Origin of the sequence: Paenibacillus graminis (genome assembly GCF_000758705.1) — a bacterium.
In the GTDB taxonomy this organism is placed as follows: Bacteria; Bacillota; Bacilli; order Paenibacillales; family Paenibacillaceae; genus Paenibacillus_AQ; species Paenibacillus_AQ graminis.
This window is the reverse complement of record NZ_CP009287.1, coordinates 2,468,872-2,488,924: the sequence shown is the minus strand read 5'-3', so window position 1 is coordinate 2,488,924 and position 20,053 is coordinate 2,468,872. Positions and strand designations below refer to the sequence as shown.

Here is a 20,053-nt window from a genome sequence, read left to right as displayed (position 1 = left end):
TCAGATGACTTAAGCATCCTCTATCAGTCCGCCTGCCGGATCAACGCCACCCGGTACACCGGAACCGCTGTAACGCTGTGGAACACAGCCGCCGCTTCTCCGGTAAACTGCTTCTCGACCGCCATGGCTGCATCTGCGGTTACGGTCATTACACCCCGGCGCAGCGGTGTGGTCTCGAGGATAATCTCCCCGCTCAGCAGCGTATCCCGGAAGCGGGACAAGCCGATCTCCCATGGCGCGCCGTTATGGAAATGATCATGGAAGAGCCGGCCTCCGGCAAACGCATACCCTACATTTCCTGTGTAATCGATGCTCAGCAGTACCTCTTCCACACCTTCCAGCATCCTTGAAGCAAACTTAAGCGCCAGTTTGTGGTCGTGGATCTTCCGTGTCTCCAGCCGGACCTCCTTCGCGGGAAGCTCCAGGTCATAGCTGTGGAACCATCCGCCCCGGTGCTGCGCAATGGAGCATGCCGTATGCGCGGTTCTCCACTTGGCCGGAGCTGCCGGACCTCCGGCATATTCCCGGAAAGAGAAGCTGCTCTGGCCGCTGCTGAAGAATTCGATGCCTTCCCCGGTCTGTACAGGCGGAATTTCCGAGAACATCATCCGCGGCAGCCCTTCATCGTCCATCTCCCACAGCATGGAGGCTTCTTGGGCATTCATAGCATAAATGCGGATTTCCCGCGCTCCTTTCTGTGTGATCCGGATCATTCCCGAGCGGTCATGCGGGATCAGAACCGTGTAATGGTTCCCGGTATCCCTCTCCACCGTTCCGGCGTCTGCGGACACTCTGGCAATGCCCTCATGGGCATCAATCCGAAACTCCCCGTCCACACCCTTCGGCATGGAGAAGAAGTAGGTGGCCGCCTCCGCAGACTCCACCCGTGTCACCGGCTGGGCCGTAGCATAGCGCAGGTTCAGCCCGTCCAGCGCAAAATTGAATGGCAGAATGAACGAGGCATTTCTGTGGACGGTAAGTCCGCTTTTTGTTGGGAATTCAATCGTTTCCTCAGCCAGCCGGACGGCAAACCGGACATCCTCATGCCTATCCATCTCTACGTGGTCCTGGTAGTTATTGACGAACAGGAACCCCGCGCTGCCGTCTGTGCGGACCGCATACCGCAGCGTATGGGCATCTTCAGGAGTGATGGCCTCCGCGCCTTGCGGCAGGACTGTTGCCATCGGCGCCAGCCGCTCCCCGAACCGGCGGAGGAAATAATGCAGCGGCCGCAGCAGGTGGGCCGAATCACGGATCTGGCCAAATTCACCGAGAGGAGCCTGAAAATCGTAGGTAATTCTGGGCGTGGTGCTCTCATTCAGATAGCCTGTTTTCCCCACTGGATTCGTACCGCCATGGAACATATAGTAGCCGACAAAATTGCACCCGCCCGCAATCTTCATCAGGCTCATCGCCATCACGCTCTCCGGCTCAACCTGGAACCGCGACAGATACCAGGTCTGCATGCCTCCGCCCATCTCACAGCAGGCAAAGGGATATTTGGTTTTGGCATATGGGGGATTAAATTCGCCGCTTTGGGCCGTTTCATTGTGATAATTCACGAATACATATTCCGGGGTCGGCTTCTGGTCAGGATTCTGCTCGCTGATGCTCCAAGGCGTATAGGCGTATCCGCCGTACAGCGGAAGCACCTCATCTTCCAAAAGTGGCGCAGCACCCCAGCCAGTACTGGTGTATATGGGGGCAACCATTCCAGCCTCTACAGCATACTGCTTAAGCAGACGCATATGCTCGGTCCCTGCCTCGCCCCCGGTTCCGCCGCCCAGGTACTCGTCCCCTTGCTTCGCAGTCAGTTCCCACAGAGCAGCAGCGGCATTGAATTCGTTCTCCAGCTGAATGCCGATCACGGGGCCTCCATCCTTGAACATCTGTCCCGCTGTCTGCGCTCCAATCTCGCGGAACAGCCGGCGGACATACCGCAGGTAACCTTCGTCATTGGAACGCACATCGAAAGTACGCCCGAACAGCCAGTCCGGCAGTCCGCCGTTGCGGACCTCACCGTGGCAGAAGGGACCCACGCGCAGGATGACATACATCCCATTCCGTGCGCACACATCTACGAATCTCCGCAGATTGCGGTTACCCTGCCATTCAAATTCCCCTTCGATTTCCTCATGATGATTCCAGAAAATATAAGTGGCTACAATATTGATCCCGGATATCTTATCTTGCGGATTTCGGTTTCCCAGCAGTCTTCCGGGTAACGGGAATAGTGGAATTCCCCGCAGACGGCAAAATACGGCTTGCCGTTCAGCTCCATATAGTAATTGGTGAAGCTGATCCGGTCTCCCTGCGGATTGGTTCCGCCCAGCTTCAGGGATGCCGGATAGATATCTTTTGGGGCAATGCCCGCATGAACAATGTATGTCATAATTAATTCCTCCTTGATTTACAGGAACAAAACAGCTATGCCATCCTTGACTGAATAGATTTATAGTTTTGCTACGCCTGGAGAACCCTTTATCCATCCTTCGGCGATTCTAAGTGGAAAAAGGTTAACTAATTTGCCCCAGCACTCTGTTCTCCGCAGGCTAAGTGGAAAAAGGTTAACTAATTCAGCCCATTTCGCTCTTACCGGAGTAATATGATCCAATTAAGCTCCCTTTTTCCACTTAGCATTGCTCGCCTGCGTCTTCGCAAGGGCTAATTTCCTCTACAGTAAAAAAGCAGCCCCAAAGCTTATGCTTTGGAGCAGCCCGGAAGCCGTTACAGAAGCTTCTCTCTTTTCAGCTATTTTTTTTGTGCTGCCAGGAAGGCATCGATTTGGGCTTGCATTTCAGTCTGGACTTTGTCAATGCCGGCTGCTTTCAGCTGCTTGATCAGGTCAGCCTGGCCTTTCCCAATATCATCGATCAATCCGTATTCCAGCGGGATAGCATAACGCAGCATTACGTTTCCGATATTAGCCACTTCATTCTTCACTTTGGCGGAGTCGAAAACAAAGGTTTCCAGCGGGAAATGGTAGATGCTGGCCTGCCAGCTGTTGAACATATCGTCTGCTTCCTTCGGATAAGCCGCATCCTGGCGGTTCAGCGGGGAATTCCAGCCCCAGTTCGAGAAACCCGTGTAATTAGCCGCCGCAGGACCGGCAGTGTACTTGTCGTCCCCCTCAGGGTTATAGTTGGTTCCGGCAATGCCGTACATGGTCAGATCGTGAATTTCCTTATCGTTCTGCAGCAGATCAATCAACATCAGGGAACGTTCAGCGTTCTTTGAAGTTGCATGAATGGACATCCCGTTTTGTGTCGCGATCGCGGCGATTTTTTTGTGATCCGGTGTGAGGTCGGCAATCCCCAGCTCCACATCCGGTTTGTCGCGGCGCATTTCGGCAAGGTTAGCCGCTACCGTACCCAGGTTATGGGCATAAGAGGACACCTTCTCGGCTTTGATATCCTGCCATACATCATTTTTGTTGCTGACTACGTTTTTGGACCAGGCGCCATTGTCGGCCAGATCCTTATAATATTTCAGCAGCGATGTGAACTCAGGAGTGTCATAGATGTTGAATATTTTGCCTGAAGCATCATCTAGCTTGTAAGCCAGCGGCAGCAGGTTGGCATCCACCAGGTTGAAGTCGTTGTTCTGCTCCAGCAAGGTTTGATCAAGCTCATGCCATTTCCAGCCGTCGGCAGGTTTGGCCCCGTAAGCGGTAAGGCCTTTTTCTTCTTTAGCAACCGTTTTCAAGTAATTGGCATAGGTTTCAGGACTGTTGATTTCTGGAAGATTATACTTTTTGCGCAGATCCTCGCGGTACAGCACTACCTTGTCGGTAACCTCAACATTGTTGTTAGGGACCATGTAGAGCTTGCCGTCCACTTTCGCTTGCTCCCAGTTCACCTTAGGCATAGCTTCCCAGGTTTTTGGCATGTATTTTTGCAGCATATCATCGGTCAGCTCCAAAAATCCGCCTTTCAGTGCCTGATCGTTATAAAAAGCCCAGTTAGCTGTGTACACGAGGTCAAAATCCTCATTGGCGGCAAATTTCAGCGGATACTTCTGGGTCCAGTCCGACCAGTCAAGAAATTCCGTTTCCACGGTGGCATTGATTTTTTCTTTTAATTTGGTGTTGAGCTCTCCGAATACCTTGTCGTAATCGCCCGGCTGGCCGCCGATCAGCAGCATTTTGAGCTTGACCTCTTTGGAGGTGTCAGGAGCCCCGGAATTCGTGGCTGCTCCTTCTGTTGCCGCGGTTGCTCCGGCGTTCGTTGCTTCTGTAGCTGTATTGTTGTTGTTTCCGCCACCGCATGCACTGAGGATTGTCCCCAGTGTCATCATCGTTGCCAGCGTAACTGTGAGTTTCTTTTTCTTGTTAGTCATGACCTTTGTTTCCCCCTAATCGAAAAGTTGGTTGGGTGATATATTGATAACCGGGTTTCCCCGGATTTATCCTTTGACAGCGCCTATCGTGAGACCTTGCACAAAATACTTTTGAATAAACGGATAAGCCAGCAGGATAGGTCCTGTAGCCACGATGGTCATGGCCATCTTCAGGCTTTCGGTAGGCAGATCGGTATTCACCACTGCACCCGAGGCCATCATCGCCTTGCGCATACCATCCATATTACCAAGCATTTTATATAAATAGTATTGAAGCGGCATCAATTCGGACTTGGAAATATAGAGCAGCGCGTTATACCAGTCGTTCCAGTAAGCCAAGGCTATGAACAGGCCGATCGTAGCCAGTGCAGGCTTGGACAAAGGCACAATCAGCTGCAAAAAGATCCGGAAATCGCCTGCTCCGTCAATCTTGGCGGATTCTGTGATTGCATCCGGGATGCTGCTCATGAACGACTTCATGACGATAATGTAGAACACGTTCATCAGCATGGGCAGAATCAGCACAAGCAGTGTATCTTTGAGATGCAGGAAGTTTATAATCAACAGATAAGAAGGTACCAGACCACCGCTGAACAGCGTAGTGAAGAAGAAGAAAAACGAGAAACGTCCGCGCCATTTAAAGTCTCTCCGGGACAGCACGTAAGCCGTCATGGAAGTCAGGAACAATCCAAGCACGGTGCCGATTAGGGTAACGGTGATCGTTACACCGTAAGCTCTGAGCATATCAGCCGGATACTTGAACAACAAGCCGTAGGCTTCTGTGGAAAAGGTAGACGGGATCAGCTGGAAGCCTTTCTCGATGATGGAGCTCTCCTCGCTTAGTGAGGCGGACACCACCAGCAGGAAGGGTACGATGCAGAATATAGCGAGCACTATAAGGGTCACGTATCCGATGATTGACAGGGTCAGACGGTCCTTGTTAACCCGCTTGCGCACCTTTGTGGTTTGGATTTTTGCAGTAGTTGTACTCATGGCATTACCTCCTTTTCCTAGAACAGCGCACGGTCTTTATCGTATTTGCGTACAGCGTAGTTGGCCAGCATGATTGTTACAAAGCCCAGCAGTGATTGATAGAAGCCTGCCGCAGCGGACATCCCGATCTCATTCGAGGTTGTGAGGGACCGGAATACAAAGGTATCAATAACGTCGGTGGACGAGAACAGCAGGCCGTTGTTGCCGACCATATTGTAGAACATCCCGAAATCGCCGCGGAAGATGTTGCCGATGGCCAGCAGAACCAGAATGATCACTGTAGGGATCAGGTTCGGAACGGTAATCTTCATAATGCGCTGGAAAATATTCGCACCGTCAATTTCGGCTGCTTCATACATTTCGGTATCAATGCTGGTGATTGCCGCCAGATACATGATCGTTCCGTAGCCCAGCGCCTTCCAGGCGGACACCACCACGAGAATAACCGGCCAGTAGGCTGAAGTATTGTAAATGTCGACCGGCTGCATGCCCAGCCCCTTCAGCAATACATTGACGGTACCCACATCGAAGTTGAACAGGTTATAGGCAATGGCCCCAACCACTACCCAGGAAATAAAGTAAGGCAGGAACAGTATCGTTTGCGTAATTTTCCGGAACCATTTGCCGGCAACCTCGAACAGCAAAATGCCGGCAAAGATCTGAAGCACGTTGTTCACAATAATAAAAGCAATGTTGTACAGCGCCGTGTTTCGGGTTACGCGCCAGGCGTCACCGGAACCAAAGAAAAATCTAAAGTTGTCCAGTCCGTTCCATGGGCTGTGAATAATACCGTCGGTGTAGTTGTATTGCTTAAACGCCAGCACAATTCCCGCCATCGGCACGTATGCAAACACCAGGAAAAACAATACTGCCGGTGTCAGCATAAAAAGCAGGGTTCTATACTTCTTAACATCATCCCAGAATCCGTGTTGTTTCTGTTTCATCTCGAATCCCCTTTCCATCTCACTATTTCTCTATGTTTTTATTATAGAGAAGCGCTTCCTTGGTGAGGATTCAGCCCATCAACTAAAACTAATACTTTTTCAACGATCGATTAAAACATATGCTTCCCCGGAATGCAAAAAACGTTGCCTGCAGCCTGGAAACCGGCCCGACAACGTTTGGATTGGCTATATTTTGTGTTTTTTACGGTATTCTCCCGGGGTCATGCCTGTATTCTGCTTGAACTGCCGGTTGAAATAGATAATGTTCTTGTAGCCCATGCGCTCGGCAATCTCATAGATTTTGAGGGTGGGGTCCCTCAGCAGCTCCGATACCCGGCTGGTCTTGCGCTCATTCACATATTCACTGAAAGGCAGCCCGTATTCTTCCTTGAACAGATAGCCCAGATAATTCGGTGTGAAGTCGAAGTGGGCGGCCACCTCTTTTAATGTAATCTTCTGCTCCAGATGCTCCTCCACATAACGCATGATTTCATCGATCAGCTTGCGCTTCTGCCGCTGCCGCTTCACATAGAGCAGCTCCGAAAGCTCAAAGAATCTGCGCCGCAGCCAGGAGAGGATGTCATGGATCGTCTCGAACTGGAACAGGATATCCGGCTGATGGGATTCCCATTGGAGCAGCTCATACAGATTCTCGTTCTGCTGCTGAAGATCCGCATGGAGCTTGGAGGTAATGCGGATGATTAGCTCATAGACCTCTTTTCTTCCCCCGGACGGGAGATCCTTCGTGAACAGCTCCAGCAGATGGTCGTCGATCGATACAAGATCATACTGGATGATAGCCTCAAGCAGCCGCTCTACCGTTAGTTCAATCTGCGCCCCGGGTGTGCCCCGTGGTGACGACTGTGTAGTATCCCGGATCAGGCGGTTCTTGCCGAGCAGCCATTTGGCGCTGAGCGCAGCCTGTGCCTGCCGGTAGGACTCGTGCAGTCCTGACTCTTCAGCTGCGTACCTTCCGACACCTATGGTCACCGTGCAGGGAGAAGAATCCGCCACCTTGCGGATCAGCTCCTCCAGCAGACTCAGAAAGCTGTCCTGCGGAAGGGGAGACAGGATCACAAACCGGGTATGGTGAACTGCAATCCAGGTGCCCAGCTTGGCATCCTCGACAAAGGCTTTAATCACACCGGCAATCTGCCGCGTGATATTGCGGGTGTCTTCCCCGGACAAATTGCGCATTTTCCACTCCAGATCATCGATCTCCACGATCGCTACCGCCGCGCCGTTCTGCAGCAGGGGGGTCAGGACGCTGTGCAGATGCGGCTCCGCTGAATCCGGAGATGCTTCATCGAGCCAGCGGAGCAGGAGCTCCTTGTTCACCAGGGACAGAGCTTCGCTGAAGGAGCGGTCCTGCTCTCTGTCCTGCTCCATTTGGGCGCAGAGTGAGCCCAGCATTTCATATAAGTCCTTATCCTGAACGGGCTTCAGCAAATAGCCGGAGGCATTGATCTCAATCGCCTCCTTGGCGTAGCTGAAATCCTCATGGCCGCTGATAAACACAATTTTGGTCTTCGGACTCAGCACCTTCGCCCTGCGCGCAAATTCGGTTCCGGTCATGATCGGCATCCGGATGTCGGATAATATAAGATCAACCTGCGCTTCCTCCATAATTTTCAGCGCACCAAACCCGCTGCTCGCCGTGCCCACTACAGCAATATTTAGTCCGCTGGCCAGCACTCTTCGGCGCATCCACTCCAGATCCACTGCTTCATCGTCTACCAGCAATACATTGATGCTCATATCGTAATGTTCCTCCTGTGTCCTTGCGGGTTGCAGATTACGGGGCAAACCCTTCATCCATTTCTTCGTTGTCCTTCATCCCGGCGGGGAGCAGGAGCTGCACGGTTGTGCCTGCCCCAAAAAAGCTCGCAATAGTTACTCCGTAGTCGTCCCCGTATCTGAGCTTAATCCGCTCGTTCACATTCTTCACTCCATAACCCCCGGCCTGGCTTGGTCCTTGCATCATTCGCTTCATGTCCTCAGGCCGCATGCCGATTCCGTTGTCGATGATCTTCAGCTCAATATTGTTGCCCACCTGCCTGCCGGTCAGACGGATGGCAATGGTCTCGCCAAACCAGGCATGCTTGAACACATTTTCCACAAAAGGCTGAAGAACCAGCTTGATGACCTGCATGTGGAGAATTTCCTGCTCCACATCCACATATACCGTGAACGCATCGGCATATTTCACCCGCTGGATTTCAAGGTATGTGGCGACCTGCTCCAGCTCCTTTTCAAGCTCAATGTAGACGTTGCCCTGATTCAGGGTCAACCGGTAGAAACGTGAAAGTCCCTGCACCATGCCGGTGACCTTCTCGATCTCCCCTAGATTGGCCAGGCTGCTTATCGTTGAAAGTGTATTATACAGAAAGTGCGGATTAATCTGCGCCTGCAGCGCTTCCAGCTCCGCCTGCTTTTTCTGGATGCCCTGCACATACACGCTGTTGATCAGCTCCTGGATATGGGTTGCCATCACATTGAACGAATCCGCAATCTGCACGAATTCATCATTGCCGGAGAAACGGATGCGCTTCTGAAAATTCCCCTCCTGGAAGGAACGCACCAGCCCCACGATCCGGCTCATTTTGCGCCCGGACAACCGTGCTACGACAAAACCGATAACCGTCATTACCAGGAAGCTGAGCGCACATACCGCAACAATCACACGGCGCAGCCTGCCGGCGTCCTTTGTCAGATAGGTATAGGGCACCAACGATTCGATGACAAAGCTGCTGCCGGGGATCTTCTCATGAAGACTGAGAAAATCACCGTCTGCAGCAGCATCATTCACCCTGCCGCGCTGAAACAGAATATTGCCCGTAGTCTCTTCGACAAGCCGGAGCGTTATTCCCTCTTCAAGAGGAAAGGTGTCAAATCCGCCGAACAGATCCTCAAGGGATACCGTAATACGCACATAGCCAATCACGGTTTTGTAATCGCTGAAGTTGACCAGTCTGCGGACATGCGAAAGGTTATCCAGCTTCTGGTCTGTATCAATCTGCAGCCACAGGTTGTCCCGTTTCGAATCCTTAAGGGAATGATACCACTCGCTGCCCGCAATATCCGCAAGCGGCAGAATGTAATAGTCGCTGTCGTGGATCGGCTCATCCAGATTGTCTCCGGATACAATGTTGAGGTCACTGTTCGGCGTATAGAGCATGAAGCGGATCTTGTTCCCGAACAGCTGCAGCGGCGCGGTAATCTGGGGAACGATCTCATCCAGCATGGCCAGATATATTTCAAACGGCGTCCCCTTCAGCTCAAGGGCGCGCTGAAAAGGCTGGCTGCTAAACAAATTATCCGACATCCGCTGAATTTCATCCATTTGGTAGCGGATATTGTTCCTGGCCTGCCCCATTCCCGTCCGGATGTTCGACTCGGCCATCTCCGTCCGCGAATCGGTCAGCATGGAATAAGAGATATAGCCGATGATTACATCGGTCAGGAGCACCAGCAGCAGATAGGGAATCATCATTTTGTAGGTGAAAGGCATATATTTCTTCAGCTTGGGCATCACTTGTTGAACATCCTTCTGAATGGATTTGGGTATGTCTATATTAACGTTCTCCTGTGAAGAAATAAATAGGCGGCGGCAAAAGCGCCACACCCGCACCTCAATCGGCTTCCCCTCAGAGCCAGGCCGGCTTTGACCGCATGCGGAATGCGGATATCCCCTTTATAAAAACTCCAATTCGCAGCAAACCGGCTTCTGCTTCTTCCTGCTGCCATACTCACCCTGCAACGCCTCCTTACTGGCTATATTCACATTGTAAAATAGATGATTAGAGCATGGTTAGCACAATGCTAAGATGGAATAGCACAATCTGAAGGTGAGGGAGCCACGTTGCCTGACTGCGCCAAATTAAAACCACTTTCACCTTTCATTTCCTGTACAGCAAAAAAGCCCAAGCGATAGTCAGCTAATCGCTCAGGCCGGGGCTTAGACGTTCTATTCGGTTCGTTGGTGTTCCGCTCAGTGCTTCAGTTCAAAGGAGGCCGTTCACTGCTTCTCGCTAACTTCTCCGTCCGCTGCAATCCGGGCATTGAAGGAGAGCTGGTTCATCCGGCTAATGGTATCTTTATTGTAGCCCTTGCCCATAAAGCCCGGCTGACCGCCGGTAATTTTGACCGGCGTAATCCGGCCCTTTACGCTATTCTTGCTGATCTCAAAGTTAACCAGCATAGAATGAACAGTCTTGTCGCCGCCGCGTGTTGATCGGTTGAACACAAAATTACCCAGTGAATAATAGATTGGCTTATGCTTGTAGTACTCAATTCCCATCAGGCAATGGCTGTGGGCACCGATAATAATATCCGCACCACTGTCAATCATCTGCTTCGCCAGACTGCGGGCGTATGGCTCAGGGTAATCCTTAAACTCATTGTTCCAGTGGATGTACACGATGGTATAATCATTTTCTTTGGCCGATTTCTTGATGGCTCCCAGCATAGGCTCAGGCGTATAGGCCGAAGCTGCACCCGGATTGTTTTTCCCTGCATACCAGGACGGGCTGGAGAGCACGCGGCTTACCCCCAGTATGGCAATTTTTTTGTCTTTTACCGTCTGGATGTAGGGTTTGAAAGCTTCATTGCTGTTCTTCCCTGCTCCAGTGTGTCCAATCTTGTACTTGTCGAGATGAACCAGCGTATCCAGCATAGCATCCTGTCCAAAATCAAGAATATGATTATTGGCCACGGTCACGCCATCGATCCCGGCATAATTCAGCCCCGCCAGTGCCGCCGGTTTGGAACGGAAAGCAAAGCTCTTCTCTGCCGCCTTCCCTCTAACCGATACGGGTGTCTCCAGGTTGGCAAAAGCTATATCTGCTTTTTTAAGGACAGGTGCTACCTTCGCAAAAGGAAAATTGACGCCATAATTGGCGATCTGATCGCCGACAAATCCATCCAGCAAAATATCTCCGGCAAAAACAAGGTTAATCTTCTCCTGCGGGGAAGCCCCCTGACTGAAAGCTGCCTGCCCGGGAATCAGCAAAAACAATACTAAAGTTATGACTGCAAATCTGCGCAAAATCTTGGACCCCTCTCTCTTAATCTGCCAATTATTCTACTATAATAGAGGGGAAAATCCAAATTAAGGGTTGGTATTCTGCCAGGATTCTGATTTCTGCTAGATTCGCGCCTTTTTAAGCACGGCCCGGAAACAGTTGAGTCCGCCCCACTGCTCCGTCCGTACAGCATCCGCGGGAAGCTTAAAATCTGTCTCGCCCCAATACTCAAATCCGGCCTGCAGCAGCACTTCATTCATCCGCAGAAGATTAACCGTAGGGTAATCAAAAGTCAGTACAAGCAGTCCTTCTCCATTCAGTGTGCGGTGAAACTCCCTTACGGCTCGTACAGAATCCTCCAGTGATAAATGCTCCAGAACCGAGATGCAGAATATAGTATCAAAGCTTTCATTCTCATAAGGCAATGCGGTCAGATTAGCCTGCGCCAGATGCAGGCGGGTGGTCCGTCTGGCTTCCACCAGCCGAGCGGCTTCCTCGCCGATGTCGCTGGCAATGTCCTGCATAATGGCATCCCGGGACAGTATCCGCGCATCGATATCGCAGGCATGAACCTCCGCGCTGTAGCCGGCAAGGTAGAACTTGAGCGGATGGGAGATCCCGCAGGCCGCATCCAGCACCACATCATGGGGCGAAACAAAATTCGTGCACCATTCGTATTCATAAGGCCGGCTCCACCAGGATTCCGGCAAATCATAAATCAGCTTGTCGCGGCGGGCATCGGCATTCACAAAAAAACGGGAAACATACGGATGTGTTGGCATGGCCAGGACTCCTTTTAGAGGAAATTCGGTAGTGAGAGTATATTCAGGAATCGCTGTTTCATGCCAAACCTTACACCGGCCTGCCCGGTATAGTTTTGGTAGCCAGCACATAAGACTCGCGGGGATATCCGCACAGGGTTTCGCCCAGCACCTTTTCGGCTGCTCCTTTTTCGTAGACATTGGCTGTATCAAAAAAATCCATACCCGATCCGTAAGCGGTTTCAATAGCTTTGTGCGGTATTTCGTCTTGTACTTGCTCCTCTCCTATCCGGCTCTGCCGCCGGTTGCTATCGTTTCATATTTATTCTAGAGGAGTCTATATATAATAGAAAGAAGTGAAAAGTAGTTTAGGCAATTTCATCTATAGCTGCTTGACCATAAGCACGTGTGGAATGCCATCCTCCATAAAGACCTGCGAACTCGTTACATACCCCAGCCTCTGATAAAAGCCCTCGGCCTGCTTCTGGCCATGCAGCTTGGCTTGCCGGTGCCCCCGTTCAACCGCCATTTTTTCCAGTGTATCGATTATAACGGACCCCAGTCCGCTTTTGCGGTAAGGAGCGCTAAGGCAAATCCGTTCAAGCTTAGCCCACCCGTCCACACTCCTAAGTCTGGCCGTTCCCACAGGAAGCTCTTCCTGATAGAGCAATATATGCTCTGCGTGCTTTTCGTGATCATCAAATTCATCTGCCAGCGCCACGCCCTGTTCCTCCACAAACACTTCCCGTCTGATTCTGAAAGCCTCCTGCAGCCCTGCTTCGGTGGTAACCCGCTCTACCCGCATGGTACGATCCCTCCCCTTCGTTATGTCTGCTTAATGCCTGCCCAGAATATCTCCCAGATATCCTTCAGACGGCGCCCGAATTCTTCCTGGCTGTAAAAAAACATCTGCATGGCAATTCCATCCTGTAAACAATAATAAGCTGAGAGCAGGCTTTCCGTGTGCTGCCGCCGAATCTCCCCGGAGTTCATGCCTTCCTCAAAAATAGCCCGGTAAAATGCCGCTGAACGCTGCTCCAGCATTGAAATCTGCTGCTCCAGCATCTCCTGAAAGAAAGGCGCAGGGAATTGAACACTCCTTTTGTAAAAGGCGGTCAGAACAGGGTACTCTACCCTATAAAAATAGGTCCTGTATACAATTTCACGCAGTCTAACCTCTACAGAGGTGCCAAGGATTTCCCTGTACAACCGGTCAAGAAATTCAATATAATGCCGGGCCATTTCCTGAAATGCTGCGATAAACAAATCCTCTTTTTTAGGAAAATAGGTTGCGATGGACTGTTTTTTAATCCCTACCGACTGGGCAATCCCCGCCAATGATGCCCCCTCAAAGCCTTTTTCAGCAAATTGGAACAATGCGGCTTGCAAAATAGCGCCAGCTGTCATTCTTATACCGCCTCCCTGACGACCGTCAGGAAGAATTATCACATGCTCAATCATATTTGTCAAACCAGCCGTAGAGGCTGAATTCTATCTGCTGACTGATAGCCATTTCATCTATATAAATATATAATTAAATATTGTAAATTAGTGACTCTAGTACTAGAATAAAGGTTGCAAAAGTTTATATATTTGAATTTTCAACTATGATTCCTTTGTCGATTTCATTCGGGTTAAGCACCTGATTTCGGCTAATCACTGATCCATTTCATAACGGCAAACTATCTGAAAGGATAGGACGCAAAGCAATGGGCCTAAAGATGTGAACATCACCATCCATGGCTGCCAGGCTGCCAAGAAGACGCTGAACTGTGCGGGTATCCGTTTGGGTACCGTATCTGCCTGCCGGGATACTCTTATGTCCAAATGCCCATTGATTATCTAAAAAGGAGCCAAACGCAATGCCACAGCGCATTACTGAGAAAATTTTGAATAAGCCTGCCGGTCAGACCGGGATGAAAGAGAAAGAGACTGAGACTGCGGCTGCATCCCCCCTTCCTTCCCGGCCTTACGGGACACAGGATCAGAATGGCATTATTATTGTTCAAGATAACCGTTTTTACATCACCTCCCCGCTGCCCGGCGGCGAGCCGGCATTCCTCTCGGCGGTCCCGCCTGTAATGCTGGAGCTTAACAATCAGCCGGTAGCTGGTCCCGTACCCGTCGTATCCACTGACCGGGTTACCTGGTCCATACAAGAACCGCCTCCCTATCAGATCACCGTCTCCGAGGATAAACTCCAAGCCTTCTTTACCCTGAACCGTGTAGAACAGTATGAATGGAACCTGGTGAACACCCCGGCATCGAGCCATCTCGCGGTAAGAGCTGAAAGGGACCCTTCCACTCTGTTGTCCACCCTTGGCATTGAACAGATTATTGCCGATTTCGAGAAAAAATCGATTTCCCAAAACCTGAATATCCCCGCAATTTATGCGGAATTGAATCATCCGACCCACCTGCCGGTTTGTGTGGCGGAAGGCACGCCGCCTGCTGCAGGCGAGGATGCGAAGCTCGATTTATTTTTTGCCGGGCAGGCTGATAGTACTTTTGAAGAAACAGAAGGGGTTGTGGATTACCGGAGCTATCTGCGGATTCCTACCGCGAAGAAAGGCGATATCATTGCCCGCAAGCATCCGCCGCGTGAAGGTGTGCCCGGGTATGATGTATACGGCAGCATTTTGCATGCCCCAGCTCCCCGGGATATCAAAGTTATGGCCAAGGAGGGCACCCTGCTGCGGCCAAGCCATGAAATTACAGCCCTTGTAGAAGGCCGGCCGCGTGTTACTGGCACATATGTCAAAACTTTCGATATCACTACCGCATATACCGTTCCGGGCAGTGTCAACCGCCAAATAGGCAATATCGTATTTTCTGGCGATGTCATTGTGCACCAGGACGTGGAGGACAACTCGATCATCGAGTCTTTAGGAAATGTGTATGTATGCGGCAATGTCCATAATTCTACCATTACAGCAACAGGCAGTATTTACATACTGGGCAAGGTGGGCAACAGCCAGTTGTATTCAGGCGCCTTCGGTGTAACCTACAACCGTCTCTATCACCTCTCCGAGAAGCTGATCGAAGAAGTCAGCCTGCTGCGGCAAGCTTCCAGACTGCTGATCCAGGAAATACAATCCCGGCAGCAGACCGTAAAGTTCGGGCAAGTCATTCAGCTGCTCATGGAGAGTAAATATAAGAGGATCCCCGTCCTGATACGTGATCTGGAATCCGTAGTGGCCAGCATCAAGTATATCTCTCACCCAGACAACAAACAGCTGCAGCGGATTCTGGACGTTTTCTTACGGCCAGCCCTGTTCATCGATGCTTTTAATGATGCTATGCTGGTGTCGTTATTGAAATTGCTGAAGGAACTGTATACCGGAGTAGCTCGCATGGAGGAAACCAATGTCTGCGTTGACATCCCAGAGTGCCATAACACCATCATCAAATCAAGCGGCGACATTTGCATTCACAAGGACGGGACTCTGCAAAGCGATTTGCTCTCCCTGGCAGACATCACTTTCTTGATGCCGGATGCAGTCTGCGGGGAATCACAGCTGGAGGCAGGCGGGACCCTCACTGCACAAACCGTAGGAAGTGAAGCAGGGCCAGGCTCCACCCTCACAGCAGGCCGTAAGATTATTGTCGGCAAAATGTATGGGGGCAGCGTAACCGTCGGCCGACATTCCCAAGAGATTACCGAACCTGCCGAGGACATGATCTTTACTCTGCAGAATCCAGGGACTGATTGAAGAGCCTATTTAAACCAAGACTCAAACAAACTGTTAACCGGCCTATAGATCATTATTACCAGATACAGCGGGCTGGGGACTTTGACTTTGTTGAGCGAGCAGTAGACCGCGGCAATGCCCAGGGCCCAGAACATAAGCCAGACCAGGCGGTCGCGGAGCCTGCTTTTCTGCTTCAGCAAAGGCAGGTCGATGACAACACAACCTGCCGCAATCACGAGAAATAACAGCAGCATCTCGGGCTCACTCCTTGATATCCTTAATAAAAGAATTGTCCGTAACGCCGATCCGGGTAATCGACACGCTGGCAGCGTAATGAATGGGCAGCGACTTCAGGTAATCTTCTCCCTTCCGCTGCTGCAGTCTGGCCCAGGCCTGCGGTTCAGCACGGTAGATCATCTGGCCAAAACCCATGATATCCACATTGTAATCCTTATTAACCTGCTTAACAGCAGATTCCATCCGCGAGATAATCCGCTCTTCCGTTTTCTTCTCCAGCTCTGTGATCACCTTCTCCGACTCCAGATTATCCCGGCTCTGCACCTCTTCAATGTTGCACTCTGCCTGTACATGGATGTAAATATGCGGCTCACCGCCGATTATCTTTACTTTACGTTTTGTGGATGTATGCAGCGCTTCAATAACAATCGGGCGGCCATCGTCTCCTGGTATGGGGCCCGAGGCTTTGACAACTTTATCGGTGATAAAATTGTACCCGATCGTCTCATTATCGTTTAACCACCCGATCATCTTGTCCTTCTTGAATAGAGCTACACTGTGGTAACGCAAAGTGGCTTTGGGGGTACTTTCATCGAGATTGCTCTTCTTGCCCCCCTCTTTAGCATCGCCAGTCACCTCAACGCCGGCCAATACCGGATTAATCCCTTCAGAAATCAGATTTTCAATGAACGCGTTCAGAGGGACCGCGACAATCCTGGCGGATTCCTTATAGGCTTTGTCCATGGCACTAAACAATTTATTCGCCGGCAATTTGTCCAGCGGGGTAAGAACCTTCAGGACCTCTTCTGCGGTGGTGTCTTTTGCGACCATAACATAGTAATCATTCCGCGGCTCCCGGCTTCGGTTCAGCACATCAAGTGTTTCGGCGATACCTGCCCGGGCGAGCTCCTCTCCGATCACCAGTGCGCGGATATGACCTTTGTAGCCTGATCTCGAACTGAGAAGACTGTACTTTCGGTCTGCTTCATAAATGGTCGGGACATTGAAGCTGGATACAACCACTGGCACCCCGCCGCCGCCACTTCCTCCAACCGTCTGTGAGGAAATCGCGGAAGGAATAACCACCTGCATGGTGACCCTGTAGCCGGATTCAGCCTTATCCAGCCCCAGAGCCAGCACAAAAGCCATTTCATTTAACTCCCTTCTTTCCCAGCAGCCGCTGAGCAGCAGGGGAGCAAGAAGGGCAAGCAGCAGTATGGAGAGGGTTCTACTTTTTTTAGAGCTCATAAACAGACCTCACTTGGTTGTGTCTTGACGGTTGGGGTTTTGAATTTTACTGTTTGCCGGTCTGGACTTTAAGCGCGGCCAGGGGAAGCGGAGAAGGGAATCCTTCAGATCATCGGCTTGGTATGGACCAATCGGGCTCATATAGGGCATCCCGAAAGAACGCAGGCTTGCCAAATGCAGCACGATGATAAAAATACCGAACAAAATGCCATACAATCCGATAAAACCCGCCAGGGCGATTAATGCAAAACGAATCATTCTTGCGGCAATGGCCATTCCCGTTTCAGGGATGACAAAGCTGGAAATGGCTGTAATGGATACAATAATGACCATCGCCGAGGAGATAAAACCCGCCGAAACCGCCGCCTGGCCGATCACCAGCGTACCGACAATCGAGATGGCCTGCCCTACGTTCTTCGGTATTCTTACCCCCGCTTCCCGCAAAATCTCATAGGTCAATTCCATCAGCAGCGCCTCCACGACCGCCGGAAAGGGAACGCTCTCCCTCTGTGCGGCAAGGCTGATAACGAGCGTGGTAGGGATCATCTCCTGATGATAAGTAGTCACCGCCACATAAAAGGATGGGGCAAGCATAGTAATGAAAAAGGATAGAAAACGGATAAAACGCAGCAAGGTACCGATATCCGCCCGCTGATAGTAATCTTCTGGAGATTGAAAAAAGGCAACAAAAAAAGAAGGCACCAGCAGGACAAATGGCGTACCGTCCACAAGAATCGCCACTTTGCCCTCAAGGATTCCTGCCGCAATCGAATCCGGGCGGTCGCTGTTATAAATGGTCGGGAAAGGCGTGCCAGCCGTATCCTGAATAAACTCCTCGATATATCCGCTCTCCAGAATACTGTCCGTATCAATTTTGCCCAGCCGGCGTTTAACCTCCTGCACCAGCTCAGGGCTTGCAATGTGGGTGAGATACATAATGGACACGCTGGTCTGGGTCACCCTGCCGACCTGGAAGGTCTCCAGCCATAGCTGGCTGTCTTTGATTTTTCTCCGGAGCAGCGCCGTGTTCGTCCGTAAATTTTCCGTAAATCCCTCCATCGGGCCCCGTACAACCGTTTGTGAGCTCGGCTCGCTGACATTGCGGTCCTCCCACCCGGGCAGTCCAATCCGCAGAGCAGCCGGTGTTCCATCCACCATCACCATTACATTGCCTGACAACAGCTGGTGAATGAATGGCTCCAGGTCATGGGTGACCGACATATCTCCTGCCATCAGTATGCGTTTATGCAGAAGCTCAAACTTCTGCCCGGCATCCAGATCCCTCAACTGGTCCGGGGTACAGCGTTCCTGAAGTGAAAATAAAATCGAATGATGCAGTACCTGTGTGTCGATAAGACCATCAATATAAATCACAGCGATTTGTGTAGCCTGATCCGGCTGCAGTTCTTTGATGATCAGATCGGTGCTTTTTCCGAGAAGCTGAACCAGCTGCATCTGGTTATCCTTAAGACAGGATGACAATGTACCAAAGTTCGTATCCTTCAAGTGCATCCTCCACTTTCCATAGACAAGGTGTAAATAGTATGATGCATAATTTGATATTTATGCCCGCCCATCCTAATCCGGAGCAATGATGCATAATTGTGGAAGATCTTTGCATGCTAAGGAAAGGATAAAACATGGCTGAAGGACTGCTTGCAGCCGACACGGAGGAATCTCATGAGTCTTGAAAGGGACCGGATCAGCTCGGCTCAAATGATCATATTGGGGCTTTTTACGCTTATTGGGGATATGGCGCTTGTATATCCTTCAGTAATGGCAGCCGGAGCCCATGAGGATGCATGGATTGCCGGGTTCATTTGTATTCCGCTGGGATTGGCAACCGTTAAATTAATGGTATCTGCCGCAAATATCAATCCAAATAAAACAATTATCGAGCTTTCCATCCAAATTTTAGGAAAATGGGCGGGCGGGGCAGTTGCGGTGAGTTATTTATTCTTTTTTCTGATGGCAGCGTCCACTTATGTCAGGGAAATTGAAGACTTCATGTGTACACAAATTTACGAGGGGACCCCCGGCGGGGTAATCCGCTTCATGGCTATTGTTCTATTGGTGTACGGCTTACGGTTGGGTCTGGAGAATCTGGGCCGTGCGGCACAGATTTTCTTTCCTTTCTTTGCCCTTTTTTTAATCTCCCTCATCCTGCTGTTTCCCAATGTCCAAATGGATCGGATCCATCCTATTTGGAATACGCCGTTTCCGGATATGCTGCATACGATTATGTACGGTGTATTTTATCCTTACGGGGAAATGTGCGTGTTCTTCATGGTCTATCCCTTTGCCCAAAAGCACAGCAAAACGAGCCGCGATATCTTCATCTCCCTTTTCATCGGAGCTGTTGGCCTGAACCTGATTTTGTTTCTTTCTCTGACGGTACTCGGGGCCTATTTTTCCGAGCATGAATTCTATCCTGCCTATATTCTTGCCCAAAGAATCAACATCGGGAATTTTCTGCAGCGGATTGAAGCACTGTTGGCCACCACCTGGATTATCAGCACATATTTCAAAACAGTGCTATACTTCTACGCCTTTGTCCTGGGGATCGCCCAGTTGTTAAAGCTGAAAACCTACCGGCATCTGATCTTTCCGGTGGGATTCCTGATTTACGGCATGACGAACCTGCTGGCAAAAGATATTATTTTCTACGTTAAAGAAATCCCCCCTTTCTGGGTGGATTGGGACTTTACCTATGCCGTGGTCTTCCCGTCACTCCTGCTCATTGTTAATTTTTTCAGAAAACGCTCCGCCCAAAACAGGGAACAGGGGTAAACTAGAGAGTTTTTGTAATAATTAGA

Annotated in this window: 16 protein-coding genes, 1 pseudogene and 1 riboswitch; of the genes and pseudogenes, 2 read left to right on the top strand and 15 right to left on the bottom strand. The window is 50.7% G+C overall.

Going from position 1 to position 20,053, the window contains the following annotated elements:
• Nucleotides 1-23: 23 nt before the first annotated feature.
• The 12 genes and pseudogenes from PGRAT_RS31155 to PGRAT_RS09965 form a co-directional block, all read right to left on the bottom strand.
• Nucleotides 24-2,129, bottom strand: coding sequence for a beta-galactosidase (locus PGRAT_RS31155; protein WP_244884085.1), 2,106 nt, complete (start codon nucleotides 2,127-2,129; stop codon nucleotides 24-26).
• Between the two features lie 32 nt (nucleotides 2,130-2,161).
• Nucleotides 2,162-2,392: a beta-galactosidase gene (locus PGRAT_RS34295; protein WP_238326729.1), complete on the bottom strand. Its 231-nt coding sequence runs from the start codon at nucleotides 2,390-2,392 to the stop codon at nucleotides 2,162-2,164.
• Between the two features lie 359 nt (nucleotides 2,393-2,751).
• Nucleotides 2,752-4,338 carry a DUF3502 domain-containing protein gene (locus tag PGRAT_RS10005; RefSeq protein WP_025703331.1) on the bottom strand — a complete coding sequence of 529 codons (1,587 nt, stop codon included), beginning with the start codon at nucleotides 4,336-4,338 and terminating at the stop codon, nucleotides 2,752-2,754.
• A gap of 66 nt (nucleotides 4,339-4,404) precedes the next feature.
• Nucleotides 4,405-5,331 (bottom strand): carbohydrate ABC transporter permease, encoded by a 927-nt coding sequence (locus tag PGRAT_RS10000; RefSeq protein WP_025703332.1) that lies wholly within the window; start codon nucleotides 5,329-5,331, stop codon nucleotides 4,405-4,407.
• 17 nt (nucleotides 5,332-5,348) lie between these two features.
• Entirely contained in the window at nucleotides 5,349-6,275 is a 927-nt protein-coding gene (locus PGRAT_RS09995) for an ABC transporter permease (protein ID WP_025703333.1), read from the bottom strand.
• A gap of 186 nt (nucleotides 6,276-6,461) precedes the next feature.
• The gene (locus tag PGRAT_RS09990; RefSeq protein WP_025703334.1) at nucleotides 6,462-8,033 is read right to left on the bottom strand and encodes a response regulator; all 1,572 of its coding nucleotides are present in this window, start codon (nucleotides 8,031-8,033) and stop codon (nucleotides 6,462-6,464) included.
• Nucleotides 8,034-8,070: 37 nt separating this feature from the next.
• Nucleotides 8,071-9,807 (bottom strand): sensor histidine kinase, encoded by a 1,737-nt coding sequence (locus PGRAT_RS09985; RefSeq protein WP_036702864.1) that lies wholly within the window; start codon nucleotides 9,805-9,807, stop codon nucleotides 8,071-8,073.
• Nucleotides 9,808-10,293: 486 nt separating this feature from the next.
• Nucleotides 10,294-11,322: a CapA family protein gene (locus tag PGRAT_RS09980; protein WP_025703336.1), complete on the bottom strand. Its 1,029-nt coding sequence runs from the start codon at nucleotides 11,320-11,322 to the stop codon at nucleotides 10,294-10,296.
• Between the two features lie 99 nt (nucleotides 11,323-11,421).
• Nucleotides 11,422-12,081 (bottom strand): class I SAM-dependent methyltransferase, encoded by a 660-nt coding sequence (locus PGRAT_RS09975; RefSeq protein WP_042266491.1) that lies wholly within the window; start codon nucleotides 12,079-12,081, stop codon nucleotides 11,422-11,424.
• A 94-nt stretch (nucleotides 12,082-12,175) separates the two neighbouring features.
• Nucleotides 12,176-12,334 (bottom strand): annotated as a pseudogene (locus tag PGRAT_RS32295) (aldo/keto reductase); the annotation flags it as partial.
• A gap of 108 nt (nucleotides 12,335-12,442) precedes the next feature.
• Nucleotides 12,443-12,865 (bottom strand): GNAT family N-acetyltransferase, encoded by a 423-nt coding sequence (locus PGRAT_RS09970; protein ID WP_025706699.1) that lies wholly within the window; start codon nucleotides 12,863-12,865, stop codon nucleotides 12,443-12,445.
• Between the two features lie 20 nt (nucleotides 12,866-12,885).
• The gene (locus PGRAT_RS09965; protein ID WP_025706700.1) at nucleotides 12,886-13,467 is read right to left on the bottom strand and encodes a TetR/AcrR family transcriptional regulator; all 582 of its coding nucleotides are present in this window, start codon (nucleotides 13,465-13,467) and stop codon (nucleotides 12,886-12,888) included.
• A gap of 259 nt (nucleotides 13,468-13,726) precedes the next feature.
• Nucleotides 13,727-13,819, top strand: a riboswitch (cyclic di-GMP riboswitch).
• A 103-nt stretch (nucleotides 13,820-13,922) separates the two neighbouring features.
• Between PGRAT_RS09965 and PGRAT_RS09960 the strand changes: the two genes are divergently transcribed.
• Nucleotides 13,923-15,773 (top strand): FapA family protein, encoded by a 1,851-nt coding sequence (locus PGRAT_RS09960; RefSeq protein WP_025706701.1) that lies wholly within the window; start codon nucleotides 13,923-13,925, stop codon nucleotides 15,771-15,773.
• 5 nt (nucleotides 15,774-15,778) lie between these two features.
• Here PGRAT_RS09960 and PGRAT_RS09955 read toward each other — a convergent pair whose 3' ends face one another.
• Genes PGRAT_RS09955 through PGRAT_RS09945 form a run of 3 tightly spaced genes read right to left on the bottom strand, consistent with a single transcriptional unit; the run spans nucleotide 15,779 to nucleotide 18,743 of the window.
• On the bottom strand, nucleotides 15,779-16,006 hold the full coding sequence (locus PGRAT_RS09955) for a hypothetical protein (RefSeq protein ID WP_025706702.1): 228 nt from the start codon (nucleotides 16,004-16,006) through the stop codon (nucleotides 15,779-15,781).
• Between the two features lie 7 nt (nucleotides 16,007-16,013).
• The gene (locus tag PGRAT_RS09950; protein WP_025706703.1) at nucleotides 16,014-17,237 is read right to left on the bottom strand and encodes a Ger(x)C family spore germination protein; all 1,224 of its coding nucleotides are present in this window, start codon (nucleotides 17,235-17,237) and stop codon (nucleotides 16,014-16,016) included.
• A gap of 9 nt (nucleotides 17,238-17,246) precedes the next feature.
• The gene (locus PGRAT_RS09945) at nucleotides 17,247-18,743 is read right to left on the bottom strand and encodes a spore germination protein (protein ID WP_081954744.1); all 1,497 of its coding nucleotides are present in this window, start codon (nucleotides 18,741-18,743) and stop codon (nucleotides 17,247-17,249) included.
• Between the two features lie 174 nt (nucleotides 18,744-18,917).
• Here PGRAT_RS09945 and PGRAT_RS09940 point away from each other — a divergent pair, with 174 nt between their 5' ends.
• Nucleotides 18,918-20,027 (top strand): GerAB/ArcD/ProY family transporter, encoded by a 1,110-nt coding sequence (locus PGRAT_RS09940; protein ID WP_025705775.1) that lies wholly within the window; start codon nucleotides 18,918-18,920, stop codon nucleotides 20,025-20,027.
• Nucleotides 20,028-20,053 lie beyond the last annotated feature (26 nt).

Excerpts from the sequence above, each read along its gene's own strand:
- PGRAT_RS34295 (WP_238326729.1), bottom strand. The coding sequence starts at position 2,392 with ATGACATACATTGTTCATGCGGGCATTGCCCCAAAAGATATCTATCCG.
- PGRAT_RS10005 (WP_025703331.1), bottom strand. The coding sequence starts at position 4,338 with ATGACTAACAAGAAAAAGAAACTCACAGTTACGCTGGCAACGATGATG.
- PGRAT_RS10000 (WP_025703332.1), bottom strand. The coding sequence starts at position 5,331 with ATGAGTACAACTACTGCAAAAATCCAAACCACAAAGGTGCGCAAGCGG.
- PGRAT_RS09995 (WP_025703333.1), bottom strand. The coding sequence starts at position 6,275 with ATGAAACAGAAACAACACGGATTCTGGGATGATGTTAAGAAGTATAGA.
- PGRAT_RS09990 (WP_025703334.1), bottom strand. The coding sequence starts at position 8,033 with ATGAGCATCAATGTATTGCTGGTAGACGATGAAGCAGTGGATCTGGAG.
- PGRAT_RS09985 (WP_036702864.1), bottom strand. The coding sequence starts at position 9,807 with ATGCCCAAGCTGAAGAAATATATGCCTTTCACCTACAAAATGATGATT.
- PGRAT_RS09975 (WP_042266491.1), bottom strand. The coding sequence starts at position 12,081 with ATGCCAACACATCCGTATGTTTCCCGTTTTTTTGTGAATGCCGATGCC.
- PGRAT_RS09970 (WP_025706699.1), bottom strand. The coding sequence starts at position 12,865 with ATGCGGGTAGAGCGGGTTACCACCGAAGCAGGGCTGCAGGAGGCTTTC.
- PGRAT_RS09965 (WP_025706700.1), bottom strand. The coding sequence starts at position 13,467 with ATGACAGCTGGCGCTATTTTGCAAGCCGCATTGTTCCAATTTGCTGAA.
- PGRAT_RS09960 (WP_025706701.1), top strand. The coding sequence starts at position 13,923 with ATGCCACAGCGCATTACTGAGAAAATTTTGAATAAGCCTGCCGGTCAG.
- PGRAT_RS09955 (WP_025706702.1), bottom strand. The coding sequence starts at position 16,006 with ATGCTGCTGTTATTTCTCGTGATTGCGGCAGGTTGTGTTGTCATCGAC.
- PGRAT_RS09950 (WP_025706703.1), bottom strand. The coding sequence starts at position 17,237 with ATGAGCTCTAAAAAAAGTAGAACCCTCTCCATACTGCTGCTTGCCCTT.
- PGRAT_RS09940 (WP_025705775.1), top strand. The coding sequence starts at position 18,918 with ATGAGTCTTGAAAGGGACCGGATCAGCTCGGCTCAAATGATCATATTG.